The 14,792-nt window shown below is 75.5% G+C and carries 14 protein-coding genes and 1 tRNA gene; 8 read left to right on the forward strand and 7 right to left on the reverse strand.

Features of this window, described 5'->3' with window-relative positions:
- Nucleotides 1-47: 47 nt before the first annotated feature.
- From DMH08_RS02995 to ggt, 3 genes are all read right to left on the reverse strand, one after another.
- Entirely contained in the window at nt 48-917 is an 870-nt protein-coding gene (locus tag DMH08_RS02995; protein ID WP_233617366.1) for an oxygenase MpaB family protein, read from the reverse strand.
- Between the two features lie 96 nt (nt 918-1,013).
- The gene (gene cutA, locus DMH08_RS03000) at nt 1,014-1,367 is read right to left on the reverse strand and encodes a divalent-cation tolerance protein CutA (RefSeq protein WP_026405644.1); all 354 of its coding nucleotides are present in this window, start codon (nt 1,365-1,367) and stop codon (nt 1,014-1,016) included.
- Between the two features lie 51 nt (nt 1,368-1,418).
- A complete protein-coding gene (ggt, locus tag DMH08_RS03005; protein ID WP_325052904.1) occupies nt 1,419-3,383 on the reverse strand; it encodes a gamma-glutamyltransferase in 1,965 nt (654 codons plus the stop codon).
- A 367-nt stretch (nt 3,384-3,750) separates the two neighbouring features.
- Between ggt and DMH08_RS03010 the strand changes: the two genes are divergently transcribed.
- Entirely contained in the window at nt 3,751-5,568 is a 1,818-nt protein-coding gene (locus DMH08_RS03010) for an APC family permease (protein WP_267898523.1), read from the forward strand.
- A 96-nt stretch (nt 5,569-5,664) separates the two neighbouring features.
- Nucleotides 5,665-7,629: a hypothetical protein gene (locus DMH08_RS03015; RefSeq protein ID WP_233617367.1), complete on the forward strand. Its 1,965-nt coding sequence runs from the start codon at nt 5,665-5,667 to the stop codon at nt 7,627-7,629.
- Here DMH08_RS03015 and DMH08_RS03020 read toward each other — a convergent pair.
- The gene (locus DMH08_RS03020; protein WP_125611556.1) at nt 7,619-8,362 is read right to left on the reverse strand and encodes an alpha/beta fold hydrolase; all 744 of its coding nucleotides are present in this window, start codon (nt 8,360-8,362) and stop codon (nt 7,619-7,621) included. The genes DMH08_RS03015 and DMH08_RS03020 overlap by 11 nt on opposite strands.
- A gap of 49 nt (nt 8,363-8,411) precedes the next feature.
- On the opposite strand from DMH08_RS03020, the gene DMH08_RS03025 reads away from it, so the two are divergent.
- Together DMH08_RS03025 and DMH08_RS03030 are read left to right on the forward strand one after the other, a co-directional pair.
- On the forward strand, nt 8,412-8,975 hold the full coding sequence (locus DMH08_RS03025) for a TetR/AcrR family transcriptional regulator (RefSeq protein WP_125611558.1): 564 nt from the start codon (nt 8,412-8,414) through the stop codon (nt 8,973-8,975).
- Between the two features lie 128 nt (nt 8,976-9,103).
- Complete coding sequence (locus tag DMH08_RS03030; RefSeq protein WP_125611560.1) at nt 9,104-9,484, forward strand: STAS domain-containing protein; 381 nt, start codon at nt 9,104-9,106, stop codon at nt 9,482-9,484.
- Here the strand turns inward: DMH08_RS03030 and DMH08_RS03035 are convergent.
- Nucleotides 9,462-9,767, reverse strand: coding sequence for an MTH1187 family thiamine-binding protein (locus DMH08_RS03035; protein WP_026405640.1), 306 nt, complete (start codon nt 9,765-9,767; stop codon nt 9,462-9,464). The two genes, DMH08_RS03030 and DMH08_RS03035, sit on opposite strands and share 23 nt — an antisense overlap.
- A gap of 159 nt (nt 9,768-9,926) precedes the next feature.
- Between DMH08_RS03035 and DMH08_RS03040 the strand changes: the two genes are divergently transcribed.
- Genes DMH08_RS03040 through DMH08_RS03055 form a run of 4 tightly spaced genes read left to right on the forward strand, consistent with a single transcriptional unit; the run spans nt 9,927 to nt 14,053 of the window.
- Nucleotides 9,927-10,754 (forward strand): NUDIX hydrolase, encoded by an 828-nt coding sequence (locus DMH08_RS03040; RefSeq protein ID WP_026405639.1) that lies wholly within the window; start codon nt 9,927-9,929, stop codon nt 10,752-10,754.
- Nucleotides 10,751-11,752: a serine/threonine-protein kinase gene (locus DMH08_RS03045; protein WP_125611562.1), complete on the forward strand. Its 1,002-nt coding sequence runs from the start codon at nt 10,751-10,753 to the stop codon at nt 11,750-11,752. The genes DMH08_RS03040 and DMH08_RS03045 overlap by 4 nt, the downstream gene beginning before the upstream one ends.
- Nucleotides 11,753-11,793: 41 nt before the next feature.
- Nucleotides 11,794-12,762, forward strand: coding sequence for a hypothetical protein (locus DMH08_RS03050; protein ID WP_026405638.1), 969 nt, complete (start codon nt 11,794-11,796; stop codon nt 12,760-12,762).
- 31 nt (nt 12,763-12,793) lie between these two features.
- Entirely contained in the window at nt 12,794-14,053 is a 1,260-nt protein-coding gene (locus DMH08_RS03055; protein ID WP_199747587.1) for an adenylosuccinate synthetase, read from the forward strand.
- An 18-nt stretch (nt 14,054-14,071) separates the two neighbouring features.
- On the opposite strand, the gene DMH08_RS03060 is transcribed toward DMH08_RS03055, so the two are convergent.
- Nucleotides 14,072-14,455 (reverse strand): DUF7715 family protein, encoded by a 384-nt coding sequence (locus DMH08_RS03060; protein WP_199747588.1) that lies wholly within the window; start codon nt 14,453-14,455, stop codon nt 14,072-14,074.
- Between the two features lie 158 nt (nt 14,456-14,613).
- Nucleotides 14,614-14,687 (reverse strand) — tRNA-Ile (locus tag DMH08_RS03065).
- Nucleotides 14,688-14,792 lie beyond the last annotated feature (105 nt).

Raw genomic sequence — 14,792 nt, forward strand, 5'->3', positions numbered from 1 at the left:
ACCTGGACGATCGCGTCCTGACCGCCCGCCCGTCCGCGCGCGGGCGGTCAGGACGCGATCGTCCAGGTGCCCGCCTCGGTCTCGCGCTCCCGGGTGAGGCGCAGCGCGCGCCGCGCGTCCGGCGAGTACCGGTACCGCTCGGGCACCGCGCGCGTCGTCCGGTACAGGCTCTTCAGCGCGAGCGTGGCCGCCAGGTCGGACGTCGGCAGCCCGGGCAGCCCGTACATCCGGCGGGCCCAGCGCGGCAGCGTCGACACCGTCAGCGTCCCGACGGCGGGCGCGGCGAGCTTCAGCGGCAGCAGGTTGCGCGGGACGGCCGGGCTGAACATCCGCCGCAGGCCCAGGCGGGCCTCGTCGCACGCCCAGATGCGGCCGCGCATGTCGGCGTAGTAGTCCGCCATGTCCGCGACCGACGCGGGGACGTCCGCGGGGTCGAGGCCGACGACGGCCGCGGCCCGGCGCTGCTCGTCGACGAACCGGTCGGCGTCCCGGTCGCTCAGCGGCACGCCCGCGCGGCGGGCGACGTCGAGGTAGGAGTCGACCTCGCCCATGTGCACCCAGAGCAGGTTCTCCGGGTCGTCGATCGGGAACGGCTCGCCCGTCCGCATGTCGACGCCGGTCAGCTTGGAGTGCAGCTTGCGGACCCGGCGGCCGACCCGCTCGACGTCGTCCGCCGAGCCGTAGGTGCGGACGCGGACGAACTCGACCGTGCGGGCCAGCCGCCCCCAGGCGGCGTCGGCCTTCATCAGCTCGGAGTTCTGGGCGGTGCCCCACATCGTGCGCGGATGCAGCGACTGCAGCAGCAGCGCCCGGATCCCGCCGACGATCAGCACCGGTTCGCCCATCACCCGCCACGTGATCGAGCCCGGCCCGAACAGCCCGTCGTCGGCCTTCGGCCCGTGTGTCCCGTCGTGCACGGCGGCCCCCCTTCCCGCGCGCCGGAAACCGCGCGGCCCGCGTAACCGAAAACTTACCCGGGCATGGCGCGGGTCACACACGGCGGGGCCGCCCGGTCAGACCTCGTCCGCCTCGGCGTCGGCCTCGTCGGCCTCGGTCTGCTCGGCGATCCAGGCGAGGTAGTCCAGGCTTCCGGCCACCACCGGCGTCGCGATGATCTCGGGGGTGTCGTAGGAGTGCACGTCGGTGATCAGGGTGGCCAGTTCGTCGAACCGGTCGGCGGTGGTCTTGAACAGCACCATCCACTCCTCCGCCGACTCGATCTCGCCCTCCCACCAGTAGGTGCTGGCGATCGGCCCGACGAGCTGGGCGCACGCCGCGAACCGCTCGGCGACCGCCGACTTGGCCAGCTCGGCCGCCTCGGCCCGCGAGTCGGTGGTGGTCGTCACCTGAACGTAAGACTGCGCCATGGGACGACTCCTTCCCCCTCGCGGACCGGGCACGCGTTCGCGGACCCCACGCTATCGGGCCGGTCTGACGACCAGGGCGCTGCCGCCACCCCGCCGCTCGGGCTCGGCGACCGCCTGGACCAGCCCCGGCCGCAGGATCTCCAGCGCGTTCGCGGCGCCGATCACGCCCCGCGGCGGCCCGGCGAACAGCTCGAGCCCGTGCCCGCGGGCGCGGAGCGCGTCGCCGTACCGGTCGATGAACCCCTGCTCCGCGTGGACCGCCGGCGTGTTGCGCTGCGTGGCGCGCGGCGCGTTCAGCGCCGCGGGCAGGTCCATGCCGAGGTCGACGCGGTTGACGAGGATCTGCAGCACCGTCGTGATGATCGTGGAGCCGCCCGGGGAGCCGAGCGCGAGCCGCGGCCGGCCGTCCTCCAGCACGATCGTCGGGGCCATGCTGCTGCGCGGCCGCTTGTGCGGGCCGGGCAGGTTCGGGTCGGGCGCCGCGCCGGGGGCGGGCGGCGCGAACGAGAAGTCGGTGAGCTGGTTGTTCAGCAGGAAGCCGCGGCCGGGGACGGTGATCGCGCTGCCGCCGAACTGCTCGATCGACAGCGTGTAGGACGCGACGTTGCCCCACCGGTCGGAGACGACGAGGTGCGTGGTCTGCGGGCCCTCGCGGGTGAGGGCGCCGGGCGCGCCGCGCGCGGGCTCGCACGCCCCGTACCGTCCGTCCGGCGAACCGGGCGGGACGGGCGCGGCGGCGGCCTCGTCCGGCTTGATCAGGCACGCGCGCTCGCGGGCGAAGCCCTGCGACAGCAGCCCGCGGAGCGGGACGTCGACCCGGTCGGCGTCGCCCAGGTAGCGGCCGCGGTCGGCGTAGGCGAGCTTGGACGCCTCCAGGTAGAGGTGCAGCGCGTCGACCGGGCGGTCCGCGTCGAGGTCGAACTCCTCGAGGATGTTCAGCGCCTCGCCGACCGTGGACCCGCCCGACGACGGCGGCGGCATCCCGTACACGTCGAGGCCGCGGTACGACACGTGCGTCGGCTTGCGGAGCTTCGCGCGGTAGGCGTCCAGGTCGGCGGGCCGCATCAGCCCGGGGCGGACGGTGCGGTCGGCACCGGGCGCGACGGGCGGGTCGGCGACCGTCCGCACGATCTCCCGGCCGAGGCGGCCCTCGTACAGCCAGTCGCCGCCGTGCCGGGCGAGCGCCCGGTAGGTGCCGGCGAGGTCGGGGTTGCGGAAGACCGAGCCGACCTCGGGGACCTTCCCGTCCGGCAGGAACAGCTCGCGGGTGGGGGCGATGTCGCGGAAGCGCTCCTCGTTCACGGCCGTCTGGTCGTGGAACTCCCGGTCGACGACGAAGCCCCGCTCGGCGACCTCGATCGCGGGCCGCAGCAGGTCGCGCAGCTTCCGCTTGCCGAACCGGTCGAGCGCCAGCTCCCACTGCGCGACCGTGCCGGGGACGCCGACGCCGAGCCCGCTGGTGACGGCCTCGGCGAACGGCAGCGGCTCGCCGGTCTCCGGGTCGATGAACGCGTCCTCGCGCATCGCCCCCGGCGCGGTCTCCCGGCCGTCGATGGAGTGGACGCGCCCGCTGCGGGCGTCGTAGTAGGTGATGAACCCGCCGCCGCCGATCGCCGCGACGTACGGCTCGGTGACGCCGAGGGTCGCCGCGGCGGCGACGGCCGCGTCCATGGCGGTGCCGCCGTGCTTCAGGACGTCCAGCGCCGTGCGGCTCGCGTACGGGTCGACCGTGGACACCGCGCCGCCGTGCCCGGTCGCGACCGGCCGCTTGTCCGGCGCCGCCGGGGGCCGGGACGGGCGGGCGGACGCCGGGGCGGTCAGGGCGGCCGACGCGGCGAGGGCCGCGGCGGCGGCGACCGCCGCGGCCGGGGCCGTCCGGCGGAACCGGCGCCCGCGCGGCCCGGTCCGTCCACCGGACGGGCGGGCACCGGCCGGGCGCGGCGCCGACGGGTCGGACCCAGGCGGGTCGGACGAAGGCGGCTCGGACGAAGGCGGATGCGACGGGGAGCGGAACACCAGACCTCCTGAAGATCGCGGCGCCTCCACGGTGTCACCGATCTTCGCGGCGCGCCACCGTCCGCGCCGCCCCGCGGCCGGACGGCCGACACCGGCCGGTCCCCGCCCGTATTCGCTTTCCTCCGCACATATTGCGAATGGCGCATGCTGGAGCGCTCCCATTGAACCCGAATCGGTGTTCGCCCTGGGTGAGCGCGCCGCTGCGCCGCGCCAACGGGTCCCGAGTTTGGCAGGATTCGACAACAGCGACTGGGCATCGACCTTCGGGAAAACGTTGCGTTTTCGGCCATACCTGGTGAATTCTTAGGGACTTCATCGAGGCCACCGCGACCGGCGCCGTGGGGTCGGGTGCCGGGGGGGACCGCCTATGACCTGGGACATCCGCATGCGCACGAACATGTTCCGGCGCCTGCCCGTCGAGCAGGCGACCGGCCGGCTGTACGGCGGCCGGCACCGCCTCCGCGTGGTCTACCGGACCCGCGATCTCGTGGTGCTCGGCCTCGGGGTGATGATCGGTTCCGGCATTTTCAAGATCGCCGGAGAACAGGCGGCGGGCACGGCCGGCCCCGCCGTACTGGTGTCGTTCCTCATCGCCGGATTCGTGTGCCTGCTGGCCGCGCTCGCCTACGCCGAACTGTCGTCGATCATCCCGGTCGCGGGGAGCGCGTACTCCTTCAGCTACGTCGCGTTCGGCGAGGTGTGGGCCTGGGTCGTCGGGTGGGCGCTGCTGATGGAGCTGCTGCTCGCCGCGTCGGTGCTCGCCCGCGTCTGGTCCCTGTACGCGACGCAGGCGCTGCACGACTTCGGCGTCGCCGTCCCGTCCTGGCTCGGCGACCTGATCGGCCAGGAGAAGGGGCCCGACCTCTTCGCGTTCGGGATCCTGCTGCTGCTCGTGCTGATGCTCGCCACCGGCAGCAGGCTCGGCCTGCGCACGCTCTGGTTCATGGTGATGGCCAAGGTCGTCGTGATCGGCCTGGTGATCGTCGTCGCGCTGACGTACTTCGAGCCCGGCAACCTCACGCCGCTCGTCCCGCCCGCGCAGCCCGCCCCCGAGGACGGCCGGACGGTCCTGGACGCGCTGCTCGGCGCGCTCGGCGGCGGGACGCCGCACGTCTTCGGCGTCTGGGGCGTCCTCGCCGCCGCGCCCGCCATCGCGTTCGCCTACATCGGGTTCGACCTCATCGCGACCGCCTCGGAGGAGACCGACGACGCGCCCCGCAAGGTGCCGCGCGGCATCATCACCGCGCTCGTGTCCGCCGTCGTGCTGTACGCGGCGGTGGCCGTCGCGTTCGTCGCCATGGTCGGGATGGACGGCCTCGCCCGGCTCGACCGCGGCGGGCTGCTGCTCGCCGCCGCGTTCGACGCCGCCGGGTCGGGCGCGATGGCGCGGATCGTCGACGTCGGCGCGGTGCTGGCGCTCACCACCGTCACCCTGGTGCTGCTGATCAGCCTCACCCGGGTGATCTTCTCGATGTCGCGGGACGGGCTGCTGCCGCGCCCGCTGGCCGGGATGAGCCGGTACCGGGTGCCGTCCCGCGCGACGCTGCTCGCGGGCGGCGCGGCGATCGTCATGTCGCAGACCGTGGACGTCCTCACCCTCGAGCAGCTCGTGGTGCTCGGCACGCTGTTCGCGTTCCTGTTCGTCGCCGCGGCCGTCCCGACGCTGCGCCGCGCACGCCCCGACCTGCACCGCCCGTTCCGGGTGCCCGCCGCGCACCTGACGGCGGCGGTGACGATGGCCGCCATCGGCTGGCTGATGCTGAACCTCAACGTGCGGACGTGGGTGTACTTCGCCGTCTGGATGCTCGTCGGGCTCCTGCTGTACCTGGTGTACGGGCGCCGGAAGAGCGAGCTGAAGCTGCTGCTGGACGCGCCTCCGGCGGACCGCCCCGTCCTCGACGCGCCCCCGCCCGGCCCGCCCGGCCGGCCCGCCGGGCTGCCGCCCGGCGTCGAGCCCCTGGACGGGCCGCCGCCGGTCGGGCCGCCGGTGGGGCAGCCGCTGTCCGCGCCGCCGCCGCCGCGGCCCCCGGTCCCGGCGCCGGAGAGCCCGTACCCGACGGGCCGGTACTCGATGCGCCGCCCGGACGCGCCGCGCCCGCGCGACCCGCGGCGGACGTCGCCGGACCCGCCGGCGGACGGGGAGCGGGAGGAGCCGCCGCATCCCGGGGGCCGGCACCGCCGCTGACCCGCCTCCGCGTGGCCGCATCCGGACGCGCATTGACCGGGCCCGCGCGGCACGTTCATGATCTCGGCACTGCCGTCGATCATCCGGAGGTGGACGGTGCGTCTCCCCCGCGCCCTGCTCGCCGCGCTGAGCGCGCTCGTCCTGGCGGTCGCCGGGCTCGCCGCCCTGGCCGCGCCGCCCGCCGCCGCGCGGGCGGACGACGGATGCGACCCCATCGACCCGGCCGCGTGCCTGCTGCCGTTCCCCAACGACTGGTACACGGTGCCCGACCCGGGCACCCCGACCGGCCGCCGCGTGGACTTCCGGACGACGCTCCGCAACGCGCTCGGCGCGCCCGTCTCGCCGGAGGAGTGGAACCGGGCGGACGGCTTCTCCCCCGGCTCGATGCTGCTGAGCCGCGTGCCCGGCGTCGACCTCGCCCGCAGCGGCGCGGCCCCGGTCACCGGCATCGGCGCGTCGCTGGCCCCGGACGCGCCCATCGTCGTCATCGACACCGGCACCGGCGAGCGGTGGCCGTACTGGGCGGAGACGGACGCGAACGCCCCCGAGGACCGCCGCGCCCTGATCGTCCGTCCGGCGCGCAACTTCCTGGAGGGCCACCGCTACGTCGTGGCGCTGCGGAACCTGCGGGACGCCTCGGGCGCCCCGATCGCGCCGAACCCGGCGTTCCGCACGCTCCTCGGGCCCGACCTGCCGGGCGGCCATCCCCTGGACGAGCGCCAGCGGTCGCTGCGGCCCGTCCTGGACGACCTCGCCGCGCACGGCGTCGGCCGCGACGGGCTGTACCTCGCGTGGGACTTCACCGTCGCGAGCCGGCAGAGCCTCACCGGGCGGATGCTGCACATCCGCGACGACGCGCTCGGGCGCCTCGGCGACCGGTCGCCGTCCTTCCTGGTGACGCGGGTGCGCGAGGACGTGGACGAGCGGATCGCGCGGGAGGTCGAGGGCGTCGTGTGGGCGCCGAGCTACCTGGACCAGTACGGCGGGCTGCCCGGCTCGAAGTTCCGCCTGGGGTCCGACGGGCTTCCGGCCCGGCTGCCGGGCAACGACCAGGCCGTCCCGTTCCGGTGCGAGATCCCCCGGTCGGCGTTCGAGGAGCCCGCCCGCCCCGCCCTGTACGGGCACGGGCTGCTCGGGTCGCACGGCGAGGTCGGCGCGGGCAACGTCAAGGCGATGGCGGACGAGCACGGGTTCGTCTTCTGCGCGACGAAGTGGATCGGGATGGCCGACGAGGACGTCCCCAACGTGGTCTCGGCGCTCACCGACGTCACCCGCTTCCGGACGGTCGCCGACCGGCTCCAGCAGGGCATGCTGAACTTCGTCTTCCTGGGCCGCGCCATGACCCGCGGCTTCCCCGGCCACGCCGCGTTCCGGGACGGCTCGGGCGCGTCCCTCATCGACCGGGGCGCGCCGCTCGCCTACGACGGCAACAGCCAGGGCGGGATCATGGGCGGCGCCCTCACCGCCGTGTCCCCCGACCTGCGCCGCGCCGTCCTCGGCGTCCCGGCGATGAACTACAGCACCATGCTGAACCGCAGTTCCGACTTCCCGCAGTACGCCCGCGTGTTCGACCTGTTCTACCCCGACAAGCTGGACCAGCAGATCGGGCTGGCGCTGATCCAGATGCTGTGGGACCGCGGCGAGGCGAACGGGTACGCGCAGCACATGACGGACGACCCGCTCCCGGGCACGCCCGCGCACCGGGTGCTGATGCACGTGGCGTTCGGCGACCACCAGGTGGCGAACGTCGCGTCGGACGTCCAGGCGCGGACGATCGGCGCGCGCGTCCACGCCCCGGCGCTGCGGCCCGGCCGCAGCCCGGACGACGCGCCCTACTGGGGCATCCCGACGTTCGGCGCGTCGCACGACGGCTCCGCCATGGTCGTCTGGGACAGCGGCACGCCCGCGCCGCCCACCTCGAACACGCCGCCGGAGGAGGGCAGCGATCCGCACTCGGACCCGCGGAACGACGCCGACGCCCGCCGGCAGAAGGCGGTCTTCCTCGAAACCGGCCGGGTCGTGGACGTCTGCGGCGGCGGCCCCTGCGTGATCACGCCCTGACGTCCGCGTCCCGGGCGCGGGCGTCCCGGGCGAGGGCGGCCGCGTCCAGGACGAGGCGCGCGGGGAGCGCCGGGTCGTGCAGGGCGCCGAGGTGGCCGCGGCCCGGCCACAGGACGAGCCGCCCGTCGCGGCAGGCGCGCAGGAACGCCCGCTCGTGCGAGCGGAACGGGTCGCGGGTGCCGTTGGCGAGCCAGACGGGCCCGGGATAGGCGGCGAGCGCGGCGACCGGGTCGAACGCGCACACGGCCTCGACGGCCTGCGGAAACGCCGCGCTGGACAGCCCGCCCGCGAGCACCGCGCCGGCCGCCGGACCGGGCAGCGCCCTGCGGAACGCCAGGGCGCCCGCCGCGTCGGCGTACGCGGGCCACCGCCCGGCGAGCCGGCCGGCGGTGCGGTAGACCGCGCGGCCGAACCCCTCCGGGCGGGTCGTGCAGCCCATCGCCACGAGCCCGGCGACCCGCCCGGGGTGGCGTGCGGCGGCGGCGATGCCGACGAAGCCGCCGAGCGACAGGCCCGCGACGAGGGCCCGGCCGCCGAGCCCGTCGACCGCCTCCGCGACGGCGTCCACGGCGCCGTCCATCGTGAACCGCTCCCCGCGCCGCCGGCCGTGTCCGGGCAGGTCGGGCGCGACGACCCGGTGCCGCTCGCGCAGCCGCTCCGCGAGCGGGCCCCACATCGTGCCGCTGACCCGGATCCCGTGCAGCAGCACCACGGGCAGGTTCTCCGTCTCCATGCCGGGAGCGTATTGCAACGCAACGTTGCGTTGCAATACGCTTCGGGGCATGGCTTCCGGACCCCGCCGCGCCCAGGACGTCTTCACCGCGGCCCTCGACCTGCTCGCCGCCCGCGGGTTCGACGGGCTGACCATCGAAGGCGTCGCCGAGCGGTGCGGCGTCAACAAGACGACGATCTACCGCTGGTGGCCGTCCAAGGCGGCGCTCGTCGCCGCCGCGCTCACCGAGGGCGCCGAACTCGACCTAAGCGTCCCCGACACCGGCTCCCTGCGGGGCGACCTGGAGGCGCTGGTCCGGTCCCTCGTCGGCCTGCTCACCGAGCCGCCCGCCGCCGGCATCGCGCTCGCCGCGCTCGGCGCCGCCGCCCGCAACCCCGAACTGGCCGCGCACGCCCGGACGTTCTTCGCCGACCGCCTCGCGCGCGAGCGCCCCGTGTTCGACCGCGCCGCCGCGCGCGGCGAGCTGGCGCCGGACGCCGACCCGATGCTGCTCATGGACCTGCTCGCCGGCGCCGTCTGGGTCCGGGTGGCGTTCCGCGGCCTCCCGGTCGGCGACGGCTTCGCCGAGCGGGCCGTCGCCGCCGTCCTGGACGGCGCCGCGGCGCGCCCCTGAACGCGCCGCCAGGCGCGCGTCCCCGCACGCGGCGGCCGCCGCCCGGCACGCCGCTCCGCGGAACCGCTTGGAAACCGTCGGTGAGCGCGCGATGCTCTTCGGGTGACCGGCGACCGCGAGGGGGGAGCATGGAGCCAGGCGCCGTCGACATGGTCGTCGTGGAGGGCGAGCGGCACACCACCGTGCTGCTGAGCGGCGAGATGGACCGGGCGTCGTGCCCGCACGTCCGCTCCCGGCTGCGCCCGCTGACCGCGCGCCCGCTGGTGCTGGACGTCTCCGGCGTGACGTTCTTCGACGCCGAGGGCATGCGGACGGTGTTCCGGTGCGCCCGCGTGTGCGAGGCGGAGGGCGCCGCGCTCGCGCTGGTCGGGCTGCGCCCCTACGCGGCGAAGGTGTTCCGGATCCTCGGGCTGGACCGGGACGTCCCGCTGTGCGGGTCGATGGAGGAGGCGCTGTGGTGCGTCCTCCCCCGCACCGACGAGGAGATCAGGGAGTGGCTGTCCGGCTGAGGTGACGCTCGACGCTCTCGACCTTGGCGTCGAGGGCGCCGGTCACGCCCGGCCGCACGTCGGCCTTCACGACGAGGCTCACCCGCGGCGCGCGGGCGGCGACGGCGTCGGTGGCGGCCTTGACCACGGCCATCACCTCGTCCCACTCGCCCTCGATCGTGGTGAACATCGCGTCGGTGCGGTTGGGCAGCCCGCTCTCGCGCACCACCCGCACCGCCTCCGCGACGAGTTCCCCGACCTCCTCCCCCGTGCCGAGCGGGGTCACCGAGAACGCGACCAGCACAGCGCACCTCCTTCATCCGGCTCGTACGTCCGGTTCGTACGTCCGGTTCGTCCTTCCACGATCTCATCGCCGGGAACCGGGGTGGACAGGGGGAGCCGTCCGGGTTATGTTGTTCTCAATCAGAGATTGACTCAGATTGAGAACGACATCGGAGCACGGATGAGCCCGGACCCGCGGAACGACGAGCGCGACTTCCTCGCGAACTACGACCCGCGCGCCTACGACCCCGTCGCCGTGACGGTGGACGTCGTCGCGCTGACGATCCGCGACGGGGCCCTGCACGTCCTGCTCGTCCGGCGCGGCGAGGCCCCGTACGCGGGCATGTCGGCCCTGCCGGGCGGGTTCGTCCGGGCGGGCGGGCACCACCAGGGCGAGGACCTGCCGGACGCGGCCGTCCGCGAGCTCGCCGAGGAGACCGGCCTCGAGGCGGGCGACGCCGAACTGGGCCGCCTGCACCTGGAGCAGCTCGGCACCTACGGGAGCCCCGGCCGCGACCCGCGCATGCGGATCGTGTCCGTCGCCTACCTCGCCTTCGCCCCCGAGCTGCCCGACCCGCGCGCGGGCGGCGACGCGGCCGCCGCCGAGTGGACGGACGTGGCCGCGCTCGGCCTCACCGCGTCCGGCGGCCAGCGGCCCGGCACCACCCGCAGGCTGGCGTTCGACCACGCGCGGATCCTGTCGGACGGCCTGGAGCGGGCGCGCGGCAAGCTCGAGTACACGCCGCTCGCCACGGCCTTCTGCGGCGACGAGTTCACCATCCCCGAGCTGCGCGCCGTCTACGAGGCGGTCTGGGGCGAGGAACTGCACGCCGGGAACTTCCACCGCAAGGTCCTGTCGGTGCCCGGGTTCGTGGAGAGCACCGGCGCGACCTCCGACCGGACGGCCGGGCGGCGCGGCGGCCCGCGCCCCCGCCTCTACCGGGCCGGGGACGCCCGGCTGCTGCACCCCGCGCTGCTGCGCCCCGGCCGGGAGGAGCTGATCAGATGACCCCCCTGCACGACGCCCTGACCACGCTCGACGCGGCGCGCACGCCCGCCGACCTGTTCGGCGACGACGCCGTCGAGGCCGCCCGCCGCTACCGCCGGCTGGCCCGCACCGTCCACCCGGACATGACCGGCGGCCGCACCCACGACGCCTTCACCCGGCTGAACGCGCTGTGGCGCGCCTACCGCGGCGCCGGCACCGTGACGATCGCGGGCGGGCGGCACGACTACCGCGTCGACGGCGACCCGGTCGACGGGGACGTCGCCCAGCTGTACCCGGCGCACGCGGGCGGCGAGCGGGTCCTGCTCAAGATGCCGCGCGACCCCCGCGACGGCGACCTGATCGAGCGGGAGGCGGCCGCGCTGCGGCGGCTCGCGACGTTCGGCGAGAGCCGGCACCGCGCGTACGTCCCGCACCTCGTGGAGACGTTCCGGCACCGGGACGCCGCGACGGGCGCGCAGCGCCGGGTCGACGTCCTGCGCCGGCTCGACGGCTTCCACGACCTCGCGGCCGTCCGGCGCGCGCACCCGGACGGCGTCGACCCGCGCGACGCCGCCTGGATGTGGCGGCGCCTGCTGGTCGCGCTCGGTTTCGTGCACCGCGCGGGCGTCCTGCACGGCGCGGTCCTGCCCGAGCACGTCATGATCCATCCGGAGCTGCACGGGCTGGTGCTCGTCGGCTGGTGCCACGCGGTCGCCGACACCGGCGAGCACGTCCCCGCGATGGTCGACCGGCACGCGGACCTCTACCCGCCCGAGGTGCCGGCCCGCGGGCCCGCGACGCCCGGCACCGACCTGTTCATGGCCGCCCGCTGCATGACCCGGCTCATGGGCCCGCGGACGCCCCCGGCGATGCGCGCGTTCGCGCGGGGCTGCACGCTCCCGGCGCCGCACCGCCGCCCGTCCGACGCCTGGCGGCTGCTGGCGGAGTTCGACGAGCTGCTCGAACGGCTCTACGGCCCGCGCCGCTTCCGGCCCTTCCGCATGCCGCCGGCCCCCTGACCCGACCGACCCATCCGACCCGCACGACCCGAGGAGAACCCATGGGAAGCGGACACTGGTCCACCGACGTCTACGCCGCCCGCCAGAGCTACCAGGCGGCCAACGGGATCAGCGCCTTCGCCTACAGCGACGGCGGCGCCACCACCGTCCACCCCGACCTCGACCCGCGCGGCGTCACCGTGCGGGAGAGCCGCGACTCCGACGACCACCCGGAGTCGCTGGCCATCGCCGTCCTGTTCGACGTCACCGGCTCGATGGGCACCGTCCCCCGCACCCTGCAGACCAAGCTGCCCGACCTGCTCGGCCTGCTGCTGCGCAAGGGCTACGCCACCGACCCGCACATCCTGTTCGGCGCCGTCGGCGACGCGACCTGCGACCGCGCCCCGCTGCAGATCGGCCAGTTCGAGGCCGACAACCGGATGGACGACGACCTCGCCAAGATCCTCATCGAGGGCGGGGGCGGCGGCCAGATGCGCGAGTCCTACGAGCTCGCGATGCACTTCATGGCCCGGCACACCGCCGCCGACTGCTTCGACAAGCGCGGGAAGCGCGGCTACCTGTTCATGATCGGCGACGAGCTGGCCTACCCGAAGGTCAAGCGCCGCGAGGTCGCGAAGATCATCGGCACGGACCCGCCCGCCGACGTCCCGATCGCCGACCTCGTCCGCGACCTCCAGCGCAAGTGGGACGTCTACTTCATCATCCCCGAGGGCGGCTACCACTCCGGGAAGCCGGAGCTCCGCGACTTCTGGCGCGACCTGCTCGGCCAGAACGTCCTCTACCTGGACGACCCGGGCGCCGTCTGCGAGACGATCGCCCTCACCGTCGGGCTCGGCGAGGACGCCATCGACCTCGCCGAGGGCCTCGGCCACCTCGCCGAGGCGGGCTCGACCGCCGGCGCGTCGGTGTCGCGCGCCCTCGCCCGCCTGGACGGCCGCGTCCCCGCGGCCACCTCGCCGGCCCCGCCCGGCCTCGACCGTCCCGCCGCGTCCCGGACGACGCGGCTCTGATCGTCCGTCCGGCGGAGAGGAGCGCGGAGCGGTGTTCGGTGCGGAGAACGTGATCGTCGTCGATCTCGGGTACGGGGACGCCGGGAAGGGCACGGTCGTCGACCACCTGTGCGCGGCGTCGCCCGTGCACGCGGTCGTCCGGTTCAACGGCGGCGCGCAGGCGGCGCACAACGTCGTCGCGGTGGACGGGCGGCACCACACGTTCGCGCAGTTCGGGTCCGGGACCTTCACGCCCGGGGTCCGGACGCACCTGTCGCGGTTCGTGCTCGTCGACCCGCTCGCCCTCGCCGCCGAGGCGGACCACCTGCGGCGGATCGGCGTCGGCGACGCGCTCGACCGGCTCACCGTGGACGGCGACGCGCTGCTGACGACGCCGTACCACCGGGCGGCGGGACGGGCGCGGGAACGGGCGCGCGGCGCGGACCGGCACGGGTCGTGCGGGATGGGGGTCGGGGAGACGGCCGCGTACGCGCTCGCGCACGAGGACGCGCCGCGCGCGGGCGACTGCCGGTCGCCCGCGCGGCTGCGGCGGCGGCTCGCCGCGGTCCGCGACCGGTACCGGGACGCGTTCCCCGGGGCCGCCGAGGACGTCCCGGACGTGGACGACTGCGTCGCCGCGTTCACCGCGTTCGGCGAGCGGGTCCGCGTCGTCGGCGGCGGCCACATGCGGACGCTCCTCGCCGGGGGGCCGGTCGTGTTCGAGGGCGCGCAGGGCGTGCTGCTGGACGAGTGGCACGGCTTCCACCCGTACACGACGTGGTCGACGACCACGTTCGGCAACGCGGAGGCGCTGCTGCGGGAGGCGGGCGGCGGCGCCGCGCGCCTCGGGGTCGTGCGGGCGTACGCGACCCGGCACGGGCCGGGCCCGTTCGTCACCGAGGACGCGGCGCTCACCCGCGGGCTGCCCGAGCCGCACAACGGGACGGGCCCGTGGCAGGGCCCGTTCCGCGCGGGCCACCTCGACGCGGTCGCGCTGCGGTACGCGCGGGAGGTCACCGGCGGGATGGACGGCGTGGCGGTCACGCATCTGGACGTCGCGGGGGCGCGTCCCGACCTGCGCGTCTGCCGCGCCTACCGGATCGGCGACGCGACGGTGCGGCGGCTCGCGCCCAACCCGGCGGGACGCCTCGACCTGCAGGAGGACCTCACCCGCCGGCTGCTCGCGGCGCGACCGGTGTACGCGCCGCTCGGCCGTCCGGAGGAGGCCGTCGAGGAGGCCGCGGGGGCGCCGGTCGTGCTGCGGTCGTTCGGCCCGACCGCCGCGGACAAGCGCGTCGCCGCCGCCGTCTGACCCCGGGGCCCGCGCGGCCTACCGGACGACCTGGCGGACGACGATCTCGTCGAGGCGGCGCTCGACGATCGCGCCGACCGGCCAGTCGCGCACGAGGCAGCGCAGCAGCGCCGCCTCGTGCTCGGCGTGCGAGGCGTCGCAGCCCTGCTGCTCCAGGCTCGACCGGAGCGCCTCCACGTAGTCGGCCCCGGTGAAGCCGGGGACGTCCCGGACCATCGCGGTCGTGGTGGCTCGATGGGAGTTCAGGCCCGCGAACGAGCGGCCGCAGCCGCAGCCGCCGTCCGGGTCGCCGGAGTCGCGGGCGCACACCACGCCGATGTGGACGAGTTCGCCCTCGACGCACCAGTCGAAGTCGTTGTCGCGGAATCCCTGGGTCGAGTTCGTGGCGGTCAGCAGCTTCACGATGCCCCCTCGGCCGGCCGTGGACGCGCCCACGGTACGACGCGGGTCCGACGTTATGCCGCGAACCCGGCGAAACACCAGGTCATGCGAGGGGCGCCGACGCACGCCGAACGGGCACCGGAGGATCATCGAACACGGGGGACGCGGCCCCCGACGGGTAGGGCGGGCGGGACTCGAACCCGCGACCCAGAGATTATGAGTCTCCTGCTCTGACCGGCTGAGCTACCGCCCCTCGGCCTCCCCCATGACGGCGGGGGGCGTGCCGCGAGTCATCTTAGCGGCGGCCCGATGACGGCGGCCACCGCGATTTCCCCGCGGCGATGTCATACCTCAGAGC

It is taken from the genome of Actinomadura sp. WAC 06369, from assembly GCF_003947565.1.
GTDB classification, from domain to species: domain Bacteria; phylum Actinomycetota; class Actinomycetes; order Streptosporangiales; family Streptosporangiaceae; genus Spirillospora; species Spirillospora rifamycini.

What these genes read in the sequence shown, in the direction of transcription:
- DMH08_RS03030 (WP_125611560.1), top strand. Translation starts at nt 9,104, where the DNA reads ATGGAGCCAGGCGCCGTCGACATGGTCGTCGTGGAGGGCGAGCGGCAC.
- DMH08_RS03010 (WP_267898523.1), top strand. Translation starts at nt 3,751, where the DNA reads ATGACCTGGGACATCCGCATGCGCACGAACATGTTCCGGCGCCTGCCC.
- DMH08_RS03045 (WP_125611562.1), top strand. Translation starts at nt 10,751, where the DNA reads ATGACCCCCCTGCACGACGCCCTGACCACGCTCGACGCGGCGCGCACG.
- DMH08_RS03050 (WP_026405638.1), top strand. Translation starts at nt 11,794, where the DNA reads ATGGGAAGCGGACACTGGTCCACCGACGTCTACGCCGCCCGCCAGAGC.
- DMH08_RS03025 (WP_125611558.1), top strand. Translation starts at nt 8,412, where the DNA reads ATGGCTTCCGGACCCCGCCGCGCCCAGGACGTCTTCACCGCGGCCCTC.
- DMH08_RS03040 (WP_026405639.1), top strand. Translation starts at nt 9,927, where the DNA reads ATGAGCCCGGACCCGCGGAACGACGAGCGCGACTTCCTCGCGAACTAC.
- cutA (WP_026405644.1), bottom strand. Translation starts at nt 1,367, where the DNA reads ATGGCGCAGTCTTACGTTCAGGTGACGACCACCACCGACTCGCGGGCC.
- DMH08_RS03020 (WP_125611556.1), bottom strand. Translation starts at nt 8,362, where the DNA reads ATGGAGACGGAGAACCTGCCCGTGGTGCTGCTGCACGGGATCCGGGTC.